This window comes from Ancylobacter crimeensis, assembly GCF_023016805.1.
Lineage (GTDB): Bacteria > Pseudomonadota > Alphaproteobacteria > Rhizobiales > Xanthobacteraceae > Ancylobacter > Ancylobacter crimeensis.
Genome location: NZ_JALKCH010000008.1, coordinates 176807 through 190986 on the forward strand (window position 1 = coordinate 176807; position 14180 = coordinate 190986).

Annotated in this window: 13 protein-coding genes; 7 read left to right on the forward strand and 6 right to left on the reverse strand. The window is 68.3% G+C overall.

Annotated features, from left to right (window positions below; translation table 11 throughout):
- The first annotated feature begins 12 nt into the window (after nt 1-12).
- On the forward strand, nt 13-714 hold the full coding sequence (phoB, locus tag MWN34_RS13875; protein ID WP_247029891.1) for a phosphate regulon transcriptional regulator PhoB: 702 nt from the start codon (nt 13-15) through the stop codon (nt 712-714).
- Between the two features lie 98 nt (nt 715-812).
- On the opposite strand, the gene MWN34_RS13880 is transcribed toward phoB, so the two are convergent.
- Complete coding sequence (locus tag MWN34_RS13880; protein WP_281503007.1) at nt 813-2165, reverse strand: polyhydroxyalkanoate depolymerase; 1353 nt, start codon at nt 2163-2165, stop codon at nt 813-815.
- A gap of 199 nt (nt 2166-2364) precedes the next feature.
- On the opposite strand from MWN34_RS13880, the gene MWN34_RS13885 reads away from it, so the two are divergent.
- On the forward strand, nt 2365-3780 hold the full coding sequence (locus MWN34_RS13885) for an ActS/PrrB/RegB family redox-sensitive histidine kinase (RefSeq protein ID WP_247029892.1): 1416 nt from the start codon (nt 2365-2367) through the stop codon (nt 3778-3780).
- Between the two features lie 123 nt (nt 3781-3903).
- Entirely contained in the window at nt 3904-4452 is a 549-nt protein-coding gene (locus MWN34_RS13890) for an ActR/PrrA/RegA family redox response regulator transcription factor (protein ID WP_247029893.1), read from the forward strand.
- Nucleotides 4453-4578: 126 nt separating this feature from the next.
- Here MWN34_RS13890 and MWN34_RS13895 read toward each other — a convergent pair whose 3' ends face one another.
- Nucleotides 4579-5580, reverse strand: coding sequence for an adenosine kinase (locus MWN34_RS13895; RefSeq protein WP_247029894.1), 1002 nt, complete (start codon nt 5578-5580; stop codon nt 4579-4581).
- Between the two features lie 192 nt (nt 5581-5772).
- Between MWN34_RS13895 and murJ the strand changes: the two genes are divergently transcribed.
- A complete protein-coding gene (gene murJ / locus MWN34_RS13900) occupies nt 5773-7338 on the forward strand; it encodes a murein biosynthesis integral membrane protein MurJ (protein ID WP_247029895.1) in 1566 nt (521 codons plus the stop codon).
- Between the two features lie 152 nt (nt 7339-7490).
- Nucleotides 7491-8534 carry a tryptophan--tRNA ligase gene (gene trpS, locus MWN34_RS13905; protein ID WP_247029896.1) on the forward strand — a complete coding sequence of 348 codons (1044 nt, stop codon included), beginning with the start codon at nt 7491-7493 and terminating at the stop codon, nt 8532-8534.
- Between the two features lie 64 nt (nt 8535-8598).
- Here the strand turns inward: trpS and rfbA are convergent, their stop codons facing one another.
- Genes rfbA through rfbC form a run of 4 tightly spaced genes read right to left on the reverse strand, consistent with a single transcriptional unit; the run spans nt 8599 to nt 12068 of the window.
- Nucleotides 8599-9477, reverse strand: coding sequence for a glucose-1-phosphate thymidylyltransferase RfbA (rfbA, locus tag MWN34_RS13910; protein ID WP_247029897.1), 879 nt, complete (start codon nt 9475-9477; stop codon nt 8599-8601).
- A 52-nt stretch (nt 9478-9529) separates the two neighbouring features.
- Nucleotides 9530-10417, reverse strand: coding sequence for a dTDP-4-dehydrorhamnose reductase (gene rfbD / locus MWN34_RS13915; RefSeq protein WP_247029898.1), 888 nt, complete (start codon nt 10415-10417; stop codon nt 9530-9532).
- The gene (rfbB, locus tag MWN34_RS13920; protein ID WP_247029899.1) at nt 10417-11484 is read right to left on the reverse strand and encodes a dTDP-glucose 4,6-dehydratase; all 1068 of its coding nucleotides are present in this window, start codon (nt 11482-11484) and stop codon (nt 10417-10419) included. The genes rfbD and rfbB overlap by 1 nt, the downstream gene beginning before the upstream one ends.
- Before the next feature lie 14 nt (nt 11485-11498).
- Nucleotides 11499-12068 carry a dTDP-4-dehydrorhamnose 3,5-epimerase gene (rfbC, locus tag MWN34_RS13925; protein WP_425532114.1) on the reverse strand — a complete coding sequence of 190 codons (570 nt, stop codon included), beginning with the start codon at nt 12066-12068 and terminating at the stop codon, nt 11499-11501.
- A gap of 159 nt (nt 12069-12227) precedes the next feature.
- Between rfbC and MWN34_RS13930 the strand changes: the two genes are divergently transcribed.
- Together MWN34_RS13930 and MWN34_RS13935 are read left to right on the forward strand one after the other, a co-directional pair.
- Nucleotides 12228-13571: a glycosyltransferase family protein gene (locus tag MWN34_RS13930; RefSeq protein ID WP_247029901.1), complete on the forward strand. Its 1344-nt coding sequence runs from the start codon at nt 12228-12230 to the stop codon at nt 13569-13571.
- 40 nt (nt 13572-13611) lie between these two features.
- Nucleotides 13612-14175: a universal stress protein gene (locus MWN34_RS13935; protein WP_425532115.1), complete on the forward strand. Its 564-nt coding sequence runs from the start codon at nt 13612-13614 to the stop codon at nt 14173-14175.
- Nucleotides 14176-14180 lie beyond the last annotated feature (5 nt).

Consider the following 14180-nt stretch of genomic DNA (forward strand, 5'->3'; position numbering starts at 1 on the left):
AGACCATCGATCATGCCGACCAACATTCTGATCGTCGAGGATGAGGAACCCCTCACCCTTCTGCTGCGCTACAACCTCGAATCCGAAGGCTATGCGGTGGAGAGCGTCGGGCGCGGCGACGAGGCCGAGACGCGGTTGCGCGAGAGCGTGCCCGATCTCGTCATCCTCGACTGGATGCTGCCGGGCCTTTCCGGAATCGAGCTGTGCCGCCGCCTGCGCGCCCGGCCCGAAACCGAGCGGATGCCGGTGCTGATGCTCACCGCGCGCGGCGAGGAGACCGAGCGCGTGCGCGGCCTCGCCACCGGGGCGGACGATTATGTGGTGAAGCCCTTTTCGGTGCCGGAGCTGGTCGCCCGGGTCCGCGCGCTGCTGCGCCGGGCCAAGCCCGACCACATCGCCACCCTGCTGCGAGCCGGCGACATCGAGCTGGACCGCGAGACCAAGCGGGTCTACCGCGCCGGCCGCGAGCTGCATCTCGGCCCCACCGAGTTCCGGCTGCTGGAGTTCCTGATGCAGTCGCCCGGCCGCGTCTTCTCCCGCGAGCAACTGCTCGACGGGGTGTGGGGGCAGGACGTCTATATCGATGAGCGCACTGTGGACGTGCATGTCGGCCGCCTGCGCAAGGCGCTGAACCGCCCCCGCCAGCCCGACCCGATCCGCACCGTGCGCGGCTCCGGCTACTCGTTCAACGAGATGTTCGCCCGGACCCATTGAGGGCGGTCGATCGCCCCGCGATCCCGGACACGGCCGGCGGCCGTTCCGGGATGATGCCGGCCAAGGCCGCTCCGCCACTCCTTGGCCCTGCCTAGCCTTCAGCCTTCATCGCCCTCGCGAAAATTCCGCCGCTTCTGGTTGGACAGGATGAAGTCCGAGATGCGCGGGGCGATGTCGGCACGGAAGCGGGAGCCGTTGAACACGCCGTAATGGCCGACCGCCGGCTGCATGTAGTGCACGCGCTTCTCCTCCGGGATGTTCGGCGCGAGGCGGTGGGCGGCCTTCGTCTGGCCGATGCCGGAAATGTCGTCGTTCTCGCCTTCGATGGTCAGCAGCGCGGTGTGGCGGATCTTCGAGGGATCGACCGGTTGCCCGCGATGGCGCATGCCGCCGCGCGGCAGGGCGTGGTCGATGAACACGGTCTGGATGGTCTGCAGGTAGAACTCGGCGGAAAGATCCATCACCGCGAGATATTCGTCATAGAACTCGCGGTGTTTCTCGGCCGAATCGCCGTCGCCCTTCACGAGGTGGCGGAACATGTCGGAATGCGCCTGCAGATGGCGGTCGAAATTCATGGCCATGAAGCCGTTCAACTGCAGGAAGCCGGGATAGACCGGGCGCATCACACCGGCATGGGGCCACGGCACGGTGGTAATGACGTTGCGGCGGAACCATTCCATGCCGCGGTCCAGCGCCAGATTGTTCACCGCGGTCGGGCTCTCGCGGGTGTCGATCGGCCCGCCCATCAGTGTCATCGAGGCGGGGACGTCGGGGTCGCCCTCGGCCTCCATCCGCGCCACCGCCGCCAGCACGGGCACCGCGGGCTGGCACACCGCCATGAGATGCAGGCCGCCCGGCGCGTCCTTCGACAAGACGCGGATCATCTCGATCACATAGTCGATATAATCGTCGAGATCGAAGCCGCCCTCGGCGAGTGGCACACCTTCGGCGTCGCGCCAGTCGGTGATGTAGACGTCATGATTGGCGAGCATGGTGCGCACCGTGCCGCGCAGCAGCGTGGCATGGTGGCCCGACATGGGCGCCACGATCAGCAGGCGCGGCTGCGGGCGCCGCGGCACATGGGCGAAGTCGCGCCGGAAATGCAGAAGATGGCAGAACGGCCGGCGCCACACCGTCTCGATCGTCACCTTCACGCGGGTGGCATCCACGCTCACCTCGTCGATCCGCCAGTCGGGCTTCTCGTAGCGGCGGGTCGAGCGCTCGAACATCTCGCAGGCCGCGGCCATCGACTTGCCGAACTCGGTGTGGGCGAAGGGATTGGCGGGGTTGCGGTAATAGAGCCGCCCGGCGTCGGCGAGGGCGCGATAGGGGTTGAGCACGGCGTGGCCGGCCTCGAAAAGCCAGTACATGGACTTCGACAGCGCGGTCGTCACTTCCAGTGGCTGGGCTATGTCCCCATCCAGCGCGTCGCCGAATACTCCGATCGCCATGGCCATTCTCCGATCCGCCCGGTCGCCCGGTGCGGCCTGTTGTGCGTTGCACAAGAGATAGGCGCTTCCTGATCCACGTCAACGCGCCATTTCGTTGTAGAACCTTTCGCGCCTCACGGAAGCCGTTACCGCGCCGCGGCCCTGCGACCGAAAGGCGCCGGCTCTGGAGGGCGCCCGCGCCCGGCGCTATAAGGCGGGCATGTCCTTCTCGCTCGACCATCCCATCGGCGAACGCTTCTTCGGCCTGCGCCTCGACACGCTGATCCGCCTGCGCTGGCTGGCGGTGTCGGGGCAGGCGCTGGCCATCCTCACCGTGCAACTCGTCTTCGGCTTCTCGCTGCCGATCGGGGCGTGCCTGGCGGTGGTGGCGTTGTCCGCCTGGCTCAACCTCGCGCTCCGGCTGCGCTATGCCGGCGCGCGGCGGCTGACCGATGGCGAGGCGGCGTGGCTGCTGGCCTATGACATCCTGCAGCTCTCGGCGCTGCTGTTCCTGTCCGGCGGGCTGGCCAATCCCTTCGCGCTGCTGTTCCTCGCCCCGGTGCTGATCTCCGCCACGGCGCTGTCGCCGCGTACCACCATCCTGCTTGGCGTTCTCGCGGCTGCCTGCGCGGCGCTGGTCGGGGTGTGGCAGATGCCGCTGCCCTGGGCGCCGCCGGGGAGCGAGGCCTTCACTCCCCCGCCCGTGCTGCCGGTGCTCTATCTCGTCGGCATCTGGTGCGCGCTCGCCACCTCCATCGCCTTCATCGGCATGCATGCCTGGCGCGTGGCGGAGGAAACGCGCGAGCTGTCCGAAGCCCTGGCCGCCACCGAGCTGGTGCTGGCGCGCGAGCAGCACCTCTCCGCGCTGGACGGCCTTGCCGCGGCGGCGGCCCACGAACTCGGCACCCCGCTCGCCACCATCACCGTCGTGGTGAAGGAGATCGCCCGCTCGCTGCCCGGCGACAGCCCCATGCACGAGGATATCGGGCTCCTGAAGGAACAGGCCGAGCGCTGCCGCGCGATCCTGCGCCGGCTCACCAGTCTCGGTTCCGGCGACGCCCCCTTCGACCGCATGCCGATTTCGCACCTGATCGAGGATGTGGTGTCGCCCCACCGTAATTTCGGTATCGGCATCACCGTCAGCCGGCCGAGCGAGGGGTCGGAGCCGGTCATCGCCCGCAATCCGGGCCTGCTCTACGGGCTGGGCAACATCGTCGAGAATGCGGTCAATTTCGCCGGCAACCGGGTCGAGATCGTCGCCACCTGGAGCGAGCGCGACCTGACGCTGAGGGTGAGCGACGACGGCCCGGGCTTCCCGGCGGAACAGCTCGACAGCATCGGCGCGCCCTACATCACGAGCCGCGGGCGTCAGCGCTGGCGCAAGGCCGGCATGGAGCCGGACGGCGAGAACGCCGATGACGGGCTCGGCCTCGGCGTCTTCATCGCCAAGACGCTGCTGGAGCGCAGCGGCGCGGAGCTTTACTTCGCCAACCGCGTCGCCCCCGCTCATGGCGCCGAAGTGACCGTGCGCTGGCCGCGCGATCTGATCGATATTTCCGATCGAGATCCGCAATGGGCCGGGAACGACCTGGACGACGCTGCGGAAGCCGGCCATGCCGGGGCGGACCGCGGCTGAGTCTCCCCCACCTTTGCCGAAAGCCGTATGCTGCACCATTTTGCACAGGGCGCAGAAGCGTGTACCTTAGGACGAAAGACACAAGGTCGCAGCGGCCAACGCGCGACGCCTGAGGAAAACGCCATGCTCGAAATGACCGCCGACAGTTCCGACCGCTCCCTTCTGATCGTCGATGACGATCGCCCCTTCCTGCAGCGCCTCGCCCGCGCCATGGAATCGCGCGGCTTCGCCGTCACCACCGCCGAGACGGTTGCGGACGGCCTGACCCGGGTCGAAGGCGCCGCCCCGGCCTATGCGGTCGTCGACATGCGGCTCGGCGACGGCAACGGGCTTGAGGTCATCTCGGCGCTGAAGCGCCGCCGCCCGGAAGCCCGCGGAATCGTTCTCACCGGCTATGGCAACATCGCCACGGCGGTGAATGCGGTGAAGATGGGCGCGGTCGACTATCTCGCCAAGCCGGCGGATGCCGACGACATTTGTGCCGCGCTCGACGCGCAGGCGGACTACAAGCCGCAGCTTCCCGAAAATCCGATGTCGGCCGATCGGGTCCGGTGGGAGCACATCCAGCGCGTCTATGAATTGTGCGGGCGCAATGTGTCCGAGACCGCGCGGCGTCTTTCCATGCATCGGCGCACGCTTCAGCGCATCCTCGCCAAACGCGCTCCGCGCTGAAGGACGAGGCTTGAGAAAAAGGGCCCGGTCCGCCTCAGGCGGCCGGGCCCTTCGTCATTCTGCACGACATTCTGGCCTCATCATCCACCACACTGGACTCATCGGCCTGCCGGAATCGGCGATGCGTCAGAGCCCGATGCCGGCCGCCCGCGCGAGCGCCTTGAGGTCGCCGACCGGGCGCGCGCCGATATGGGAGATGATCTCGGCCGCGCACACCGCGCCGAGCCGCAGGGATTGCTCGGGCGAAAAACCACGAGCGTGGCCAAGGAGATAGCCGGAGGCGAACAGGTCGCCCGCCCCGGTGGTATCCACCACCTGCGCCACCGGCTCGGCGGCGACCTCCACCGTCTCGTCGCCGAACACCGCCATCGCCCCCTTCGCGCTGCGCGTCACGACCGCCCGCCGGGCTTCCTGGCGGAGCCGTGCGAGGGCGGCGGCGAAGTCATCGGTCTCGTAGAGCGAGAGCAGTTCCTGCTCGTTGGCGAAGACGAGATCGACCGTGCCCGAGCGAATAAGATCAAGGAATTCAGAACGATAACGTCCGACACAGAAGGCGTCGGACAAGGTGAGCGCGACGTCGCGCCCCGCCCCGTGAGCGATGCCGGCGGCCTTGAGGAACGCCGCCTTGGCTTCCGGCGGATCCCAGAGATAGCCTTCGAGATAGCTGACCGAAGCGCTCGCCACCGTCGCCTCGTCGACATCGGCGGGCGAGAGATTCTGCGCGGCACCGAGGAACGTGTTCATGGTGCGCTCGCCATCGGGCGTCACCAGAATGAGGCAGCGTCCCGTTTCCGGGCCTTCCGGGGCGGCGGGGGTCGCGTAATGGACGCCGGCGGCGCGGATGTCGTGGCCGAAGATCGCGCCGAGCGCGTCGTCCTTCACCTTGCCGATGAAGCCTGCTTTGCCCCCAAGCGCCGCGACGCCGACCGTGGTGTTGGCTCCGGAGCCGCCGGAAACCTCGATCCCTGGTCCCATCGCGCCATAGATCGCGACGGCGCGGGCTTCGTCGATCAAGGTCATTCCCGCTTTCCGCATCCCCTGTTCAGCAAGGAATGCCTCCTCGGCACGGGCGATGACATCGACAATGGCGTTGCCGAAACCGAGGACGTCGAGGCGGGCTGAGGTCACGAGGCGCGTCTCTGTTGCAGGAGGAAAAGGGAGCCGGGGACGGTCGGTCGCCAGCCGGTCCGGCCTATCAGAATGCACCCGGAGTGGCAAACCACGGGGATGATGCGGGACCCCGCACCCATTGGCACCGCAGCGCTTTCCGCGGACGTGCGGCTCGGCTATGGATCGCTTCATGCTGCATCGGATCGCTTCATGAGCCTCATCCGCAACGCGTCGGTCGTCGCCGTGCTGGTGCTGGGCTCGCGGATCCTTGGCTTCACGCGCGACGCCGCCGTCGCGGCGCTGTTCGGGGCCGGCGCCGTCGCCGATGCGGCGGTGGCGGGCCTTGCCCTGCCGCAGCTTTCCCGTCGTCTGCTGGGCGAGGGCGCGCTCAACGGCGCGGTGGTGCCGGCAGCCCTGCGTGCCGAGCGCGACGGCGGGCCCGATGCTGTGCGGCGGCTGGCGTTCGGCGCTGTCCTGCTGCAGTTCGGGATCGGCATGATGCTGGCCGCGCTGCTTTATGTCTTCATGCCGCAGGCGATCCGGTTGCTGGCACCGGGCTTCGCACCGGGGGAGACGCGCTTTGCCGATGCGGTGTGGATAGGCCAGCTCACCGTCGTCTGCCTGCCGCTGATGGCCGTTTCGGGCGTGCTCGCGGCGCTCGCCAATGCGGCGGGCCGCACCCGCCTGCCGTCGCTGTCGCCGCTGATGGGCAATGTCGGCGTGCTGGCGGTGCTGTTTCTGGCGCTCGCCTCCGCCGCCGTGGGAGCGGAGACGCCGGCGGGGGCGCGGATCGCTCTTGATTGGCTCGCCGCAGCGACCCTCGCCGGCGCGGCCGTGCAGTTCGCCGTGCAATGCGCCGCGGTTGCCGGCTGCCGCTTCGCGCCGCGCCTGCCCTCGAACATTGCGGAGCTGTGGAACGGCCTGCGCGCGGCCGCGCCCACCCTGCTCGGGGCAGTACCGTCGTTGCTCAGCGCGGCCTTGCCGCCGCTGCGTTTCATCATCGCCGGCGCGGTGGCGTCCGGCGTGCCGGGTGCGGTTGCCGCGTTGTTCTATGCCTCGCGGCTGGTCGAATTGCCGCTCGGCGTCATCGGCGCGGTGGCGGGTGCGGTGCTGCTGCCCGCCCTTGTCGGAACCGGGCGGACCGAGGCGGCGAGCCGGGGGCTGGAGGCGACGATCACCCTGGCGCTGCCGGCGGCCCTCGGCCTCATCGTGCTGGCCGAGCCGATCGTCACCGTGCTGTTCCGCCATGGTGCTTTCGACGCCGCGGCCGTTGCCGCCACCAGCGAGGCGCTGGCGTTGCTGGCGCTGGCGCTGCCGGTCCAGGCGATGGAGAAAATCCTTGCCGCCATCGCCTTCGCTCATGGAAGCGGCCGGCTCGCCACGGCGGCCGGACTGGCGGCACTGGCGGTCGGTGGGGTGTCCGGCTTCGCGCTGGCCGGGCCGCTCGGGCTTGTCGGCCCGGCGCTGGGACTGCTCGTTTCGAGCCTTGTCGGCGCCGGCCTCCTCGCGGGCGGCCTGATGCGGCGAGGCCTGTTGCCGGTCGACGCGACATTGCGCCGGCGCCTGCCGCGCCTGTTGCCGGCGGCGCTCGTCATGGCGCTGGCAAGTTTCTTCGCGGGCCATCTGCTCGCCGGCCCGCTGGAGCGGGGTGGGGCGGTGGGATTCGGTGTGCTGGCGACGATCGTCGCCCTCGCGGTCGCGCTCTATGCGGGCGTTGCCCAGCTCGCAGGCGCCGTGGATCTCAAGGAACTGAAGCGTGCCCTGCGCGGGGGGTGATGATGCGCAAGGGTGCGCAGCTTCGACGCTTGGCGCGATCCGCGAGATGCTTGCCCGATCTGCAGGGTCATGCGATGACGCGCCCGCCTGTGCCGGCCATCCGGGCCGACGAGGCATTCCGGGCCGATGCCCGGTCAGTTTGAGGACACTCCATGGCATTCCAGCAGCGGGTCTTTTCCGGCGTGCAGCCCACCGGCAACCTGCACCTCGGCAATTATCTCGGCGCCATCAAGCGGTTCGCCGAACTGCAGGACAGCTATGACTGCATCTATTGCGTCGTCGACATGCATGCGATCACCCAGGACATGCGGGTCTGGGGCGGACCGGACGAATTGCGGCGCAACATTCGCGAGGTGACCGCGGCCTATCTCGCCGCCGGCATCGACGCCGAGCGTCATATCGTGTTCAACCAGAGCCAGGTCGCGGGCCATGCTGAGCTCGCCTGGGTGTTCAACTGCGTCGCCCGCCTCGGCTGGCTGAACCGCATGACCCAGTTCAAGGAAAAGGCCGGCAAGGACCGCGAGAACGCTTCGGTCGGTCTCTATGCCTATCCGACGCTGATGGCCGCCGATATCCTGCTCTACCGGGCCACCCATGTGCCGGTGGGCGAGGACCAGAAGCAGCATCTGGAGCTGACGCGCGACATCGCGCAGAAGTTCAACAATGATTTCGGCCCGTCCATCGCCGCGCAGGGGCTCGGCGAGAGCTACTTCCCGCTGCCCGAGCCGCTGATCGGCGGCCCGGCGGCGCGGGTGATGAGCCTGCGCGACGGTTCCAAGAAGATGTCGAAGTCCGATCCGTCGGATCTTTCGCGCATCAACCTGACCGATGACGCCGACGCCATCGCCTCGAAGGTGCGCCGGGCAAAGACCGATTCCGAGCCGCTGCCCTCCGAGGTGGAAGGCCTGCGCCCACGCCCGGAAGCGGAGAATCTCGTCGGCATCTATGCGGCGCTGTCCGGCACCACGCCGGCCGAAGTGCTGCAGCAGTTCGGCGCCGGCCAGTTCTCGACCTTCAAGGGCGCGCTGGTGGACCTCGCGGTCGCCAAGCTCGGGCCGATCGGCGCCGAGATGAAGCGGCTGGTGGCCGACCCCGGCCATATCGACGCCGTGCTGCAAAAGGGCGGCGAGCGCGCCCGCGTTCTGGCGGACGAGACGATGCGCCAGGTGAAGGACATCGTCGGCTTCGTGCGCTGAGCACACCGGACCGGCGTAATCCGGGCGCGCCTGCCGCGTGCCCGGCCTTTGCTTGCCGGCGCCGTCAGTCGATCCGGGGCTCGGTCATCAGCGCGGCCAGATAGCGGCCATAGCTGCTCTTGCCGAGCCTTGTGGCGAGCCGGCCGAGCTGGGCCTCGTCAATATAGCCCTGACGGAAGGCGATCTCCTCCGGACAGCACACCTTCGTGCCCTGGCGTGTCTCCAGCGTGCGCACGAAGCTCGACGCATCGGTCAGGCTCTCGGGGGTGCCGGTATCGAGCCAGGCATAGCCGCGACCCATCAGCTCGACATTCAGCGTGCCGCGGGCGAGGTAATGGCGGTTGACATCGGTGATCTCAAGCTCGCCGCGTGCCGAGGGCTTGAGGTTGGCGGCGATGTCGACGACCTGCTCGTCGTAGAAATAAAGGCCCGTGACGGCCCAGCTCGACTTGGGCTTCAGGGGCTTTTCCTCGATCGACACCACGTTCTTCGCAGCGTCGAACTCGACGACGCCGTAACGCTCGGGATCGGGCACATGATAGGCGAACACCGAGGCGCCGGAGGTGCGCTTCACCGCGTTGCCGAGAAGGTCGCCCAGCCCATGGCCGTAGAAGATGTTGTCGCCGAGCACCAGGCAGGACGGGCCGCCGGAGACGAAATCCGCGCCGATCACGAAGGCCTGGGCGAGGCCGTCGGGCTTCGGCTGTTCGGCATAGCGGATGTCGAGGCCCCAATCCGAGCCGTCGCCGAGCAGGCGCTGGAACAGCGGCAGGTCGAGCGGGGTCGAGATGATGAGGATTTCCCGGATGCCCGCCAGCATGAGCACCGACAGCGGATAATAGATCATCGGCTTGTCGTAGACCGGCAGCATCTGCTTGGAGACCGCCATGGTCATCGGGTGGAGGCGCGTGCCCGCGCCGCCGGCTAGGATGATACCCTTCATGGCCGTCTCCTGCGTGTCTTGCATGCTGTCATGTGGTGCCGAGCCGGGCGCATCATGGCGCGGGCCCCAGCAGTCGGTCGAGGCAGGTTTCGAGGCTGTCCCGCCAGTCCGGCAGGGCGATGCCATGGATGGCGGCGATCCGCTCGCCGGCCAGACGTGAATTGGCTGGGCGCCGCGCCGGCGTCGGGTAGTCCGCCGTGGTGATCGGCTCGACCGCGCAGGGATTGCGGCCGCGCTTCCCTGCCCCGGCGAAGATGGCCTCGGCGAAGCTCGCCCAGTTTGCCTCGCCAGCCGGCGGCAGATGGAAAATGCCGCGCAGCTCCGGCACCGGACCCGCCCGCAGCCGCGTCGCGACGGTGAGCACCGCATCGGCGATATCGAGCGCCGAGGTCGGGCCGCCCTGCTGGTCGGCGACGATGCGCACGACATCCCTCGTCTCCGAAAGGCGCAGCATGGTGCGGACGAAATTCGCCCCGAACGGGCTAAAGATCCAGGCGACCCGCAGGATGGCATGGTCGGGCGTCGCCGCCGCGACCGCGCGTTCGCCGGCCAGCTTGCTCGTACCATAGACGCCGAGCGGGTGCACCGGGTCGTCCTCGCGATAAGCTGAGGACTTGCTGCCGTCGAATACGTAGTCGGTCGACAGATGTACCACCGGTACGCCGAGCCGGGCTGCGGCGCTCGCCACGGCTCCGGCGCCGGTCGCGTTGATGGCATGAGCGAGCTCGGGCTCGCTCTCCGCCTTGTCCACCGCCGTATAGGCGGCCGCCGAGACGATGACGTCGGGCTCTGCCGCGGCGAGCGCGCGGGCAACGGATGACGGATCGGCGAGGTCCATGTCCGGGCGCCCGACCGGCAGGACGTCGATGCCCGCCAGCGGTCCGCGTTCGACAAGGGCGCTGACCACCTGGCCGGTCCGGCCCGTGACCGCCACGCGCATCAGGAGCGGCTCCCCGTTTCGCCCAGCGTGCCGAGCCGCTCGCCGCCATAGACCTTCTCGCGCAGCGGACGCCACCAGGCCTCGTTGTCGAGATACCAGCGCACGGTCTTCTCGATGCCGGTGTCGAAGCTTTCCTGCGCCAGCCAGCCGATCTCGGTCTCGGTCTTGGTGGCGTCGATGGCGTAGCGGTGGTCGTGGCCCGGGCGATCCGTGACGAAGCGGATGAGATCGCGATGGCTGGCATTGCGCGGGCGCATCGCGTCGAGGTGAGTGCAGATGGTCTCGACCACGGCGAGATTGGTACGCTCGTTGCGCCCGCCGATATTGTACTTCTCGCCGATCCGGCCGCGGGTCAGCACCATCACCAGCGCGCGGGCATGGTCTTCCACATAGAGCCAGTCGCGGATGTTGGATCCGTCACCATACACCGGCAGGTCGCGGCCCTCCAGCGCATTGAGGATCACCAGCGGGATCAGCTTCTCCGGGAAGTGGTACGGCCCGTAATTGTTCGAGCAGTTGGAGATGACGCAGGGCAGCCCATAGGTGCGGGTCCAGGCGCGAACCAGATGGTCGGACGCCGCCTTGGAGGCCGAATAGGGCGAGGAGGGGTCGTAGGGCGTGCTCTCGGTGAAGAGCCCGTCCGGTCCCAGCGAGCCATACACTTCATCGGTCGAGATGTGCAGCATGCGGAACGCGTCGCGCCGCTCCGGCGAGGCCCGGTCGAGATAGGCGCGCACCGCCTCCAGCAGCGTCGCCGTGCCCATGATGTTGGTTTCGAGGAACACTGCCGCCGCCGCAATGGAGCGATCGACATGGCTCTCGGCGGCGAGGTGCATCACCGCATCGGGCTGATGGCGGGCGAGGAGGGTGTCCATCGCCGCGCGGTCGCGGATGTCTGCCTTCTCGAAGGTGTAGAGCGGCGAGGAGGCGATCGGATCCAGCGAGGCGAGATTCGCCGCATAGGTGAGGGCGTCGACATTGACCACCTCATGGCCGAGATCATCGACGAGATGGCGGCAGACGGCCGATCCGATGAAGCCGGCACCGCCGGTTACAAGCACACGCATGGGGTTGGTCGCGCTCAGTAGGGGGACAGGGTGGTCAGTGTCATCGGCACGCCGTCATAGTCGAACGGGCTGGTGAACGATGAAAGGGTCGGAAGCAGGGCATCCTTGGCCGACAGGGTCGGGGTGAGGTCGCCGAGACCCCAGTCGATTCCGATGTCCGGGTCGTCCCAACGCACGCCGCCCTCGCTCGCCTTGTCGTAGAAGGCGGTGACCTTGTAGAAGACCTGGGTGTTCGGCTCCAGCGTCGCGAAGGCGTGGGCGAAGCCCGGCGGAATATAAAGCTGCGCGCCGTTCTCGGCGGAAAGTTCCGCGCTGACATATTGGCCGTAGGTCGGCGAGCCCCGGCGGATGTCCACCGCCACGTCGAGGATGCGCCCGGTCAGCACACGCACCAGTTTGCCCTGCGCGACGGGTGCGGCCTGGAAATGCAGGCCCCGGATGGTGCCGGCATCGCGCGAGAAGGACTGGTTGTCCTGCACGAACACCATATCGAGGCCATGAGAGGCGGCTTTGCGGGCGTTGTAGGTTTCCGAGAACCAGCCGCGGTCGTCCTGAAAACGAGCCGGGCTAAAGAGGTAGATCACGCGTGCCCCCATCCTGCTGGCCGGACCGTGCGGGACGTGCCGCGCCTTCCGTGAGCGCACGCCGTCGATCCGCAAGTCTTCGCGTAGCGCAGCTAAGCACGGAATGATAGTCGGAGTTGTGGCAACCGCCGGTCGGCCGCGCGCGGATGCAGGAGCTTGGTGAACACGGTGACGGAACGTGGCAATGAGGAACCGGGCGGCGCTTCTTGCCTCGGACGGGTGCTCCATTATGTGAGGATTCTGGCGTCCGGGGTCTTCGCGCACAGTGCCTATGCCCGGGTTTATCTGGGTAGCCGGCTGTATCTGCCGTTTGCACTCGTTCATTACGTGGCCGTCGGCGAGGCCCGGGGAAACCGACCGCATCCCTTCTTCGATCCGCTTTATTCCCCCGCGAACCTGTCTGCCGGCGGCGGTGCGGCGTTCGCGCGGTTCCTGTCGGAACGACGATCCGGCCCGGCTTGTGCGGAGTTCGACGCGGATTGGTATGTCGAGCGTCATCCGCAGGTGGCAGCCTCCGGGCTTTCGGCATGGGAGCATTACCGTCGTCATGGCCTCACGCACGGCGAGGATCCGGCACCCGATGTGTCGCTCGAATGGATCCTGCGCATTCACAAGCGCCGGCGCGGACGGCTGCTGCGCGACCTGATGGGGCTTTTCGCCCGGCGGGTGCGGGAACCCTGGCTTCCGCTCTCCCATGTCGAACTGGCCCGGAACCAGCAGGCCTTCCGCGATACCGTCGACCTCGATTTGCGCCAGGCGCTCCCGGAGCGCCGCCATCGCGACCTGGTGTTCGTGCAGACCAATGGCCGCCACGAGCCGTCGCTGCACGATGGCGCGCGCCGGTTCGACCTGATGCTGAACCTCTATGCCGAGCCGGAGGGCGCGCTTGGCGCCGCCGACTATGTGGTGCGTCAGTCCGGCACCAAGTCGACCGCCATCGCGCTGCTGCTGAAGCATCACCCGCATCTGCTGCTGCGTTATGACCGGGTGCTGTTTCTCGACGACGATGTCGAGATCGCCCCAGAGACGATCGCAACCTTCTTCGCGGTCATGGACAGCGAACGTCTCGATCTCGCGCAGCCGTCGCTCACTGCCGATTCCAGCAGCTATTTTCCCGTGCTCATGCAGCAGGGGGGCAGGGCTGCGCCGTGGCGGCCGGTTACCGCGGTGGAAATCATGATGCCGGCGCTGAGCCGGCGGGCGCTGGAGACATGTGGATCCGTGTTCGCACGCGGCATCAGCGGCTATGGCATCGACATCCTGCTCGGGGCGCAGGTGCGCAGCCTCGGCTGGCGGGTGGGCGTCGTCGACCGCGCCGTGGCGCGCCACGCGACGCCGGTGGATTCCGAGAACGGCACGTTCTACCGCTACCTCAAGAGTCGGCGCATCGACCCGATGATCGAGATGTGGGACATGCTGGACGGCAGTGGCGAGACCAACCGGATCGAGGCCGAGCCGGCAGCCGGGGGCCGAGCCGGCGGGACAGGGGCGGCCGGAGCCTGACGCCGGCTTCCGCCGCCGTCCTGCACATCGGACGGTTGCCTTGCACGCTGTTCCGCGCTCGATTGCGCAGCCGACAAGACGGGAGAGCCTGATGCCGCGTCGTCGCCAGAGCTTCGAGCCGGGCCATGCCCGCAAGTTTCTTGTCGTGGTCGACGAAACCCCGGAATGCGACCGCGCGCTCTACTACGCGGCACGCCGGGCCTCGCGCACCGGCGGCGGGGTGGTGATGTTGACCGTCATGGATCTTGCCGATGCGTCCAGCCAGTGGCTCGGGGTCGGCGATCTGATGCGTGCCGAGGCCAGCGAGCAGGCCAATGCCCGGCTCGAGCATTTCGCCGCGCGGGTGCGCCGCCTCTCCGGGGTCGAGCCCGAGCGCGTGCTGCGCGAGGGCAAGGTGGCGGACGAGGTGGTGCGGCTGATCGAGGCCGACGAGGACATCGCCATCCTCGTTCTCGCCGCCGCTACCGGTTCGGAAGGCCCGGGGCCGCTGATCGCTGCGCTGGCGAGCGGAAGCGCCGCCCACGGTGCGTGGCCGCGGCTGCTGGTGCCGATCACGCTCGTGCCGGGAAGCCTGACCGATGACGAGATCGATGCGCTGGCCTGATGGCG

Bases quoted from the DNA above. Each gene is read 5' to 3' on its own strand.
- phoB (WP_247029891.1), top strand. From the start codon at position 13: ATGCCGACCAACATTCTGATCGTCGAGGATGAGGAACCCCTCACCCTT.
- MWN34_RS13880 (WP_281503007.1), bottom strand. From the start codon at position 2,165: ATGGCGATCGGAGTATTCGGCGACGCGCTGGATGGGGACATAGCCCAG.
- MWN34_RS13885 (WP_247029892.1), top strand. From the start codon at position 2,365: ATGTCCTTCTCGCTCGACCATCCCATCGGCGAACGCTTCTTCGGCCTG.
- MWN34_RS13890 (WP_247029893.1), top strand. From the start codon at position 3,904: ATGCTCGAAATGACCGCCGACAGTTCCGACCGCTCCCTTCTGATCGTC.
- murJ (WP_247029895.1), top strand. From the start codon at position 5,773: ATGAGCCTCATCCGCAACGCGTCGGTCGTCGCCGTGCTGGTGCTGGGC.
- trpS (WP_247029896.1), top strand. From the start codon at position 7,491: ATGGCATTCCAGCAGCGGGTCTTTTCCGGCGTGCAGCCCACCGGCAAC.
- rfbA (WP_247029897.1), bottom strand. From the start codon at position 9,477: ATGAAGGGTATCATCCTAGCCGGCGGCGCGGGCACGCGCCTCCACCCG.
- rfbD (WP_247029898.1), bottom strand. From the start codon at position 10,417: ATGCGCGTGGCGGTCACGGGCCGGACCGGCCAGGTGGTCAGCGCCCTT.
- rfbB (WP_247029899.1), bottom strand. From the start codon at position 11,484: ATGCGTGTGCTTGTAACCGGCGGTGCCGGCTTCATCGGATCGGCCGTC.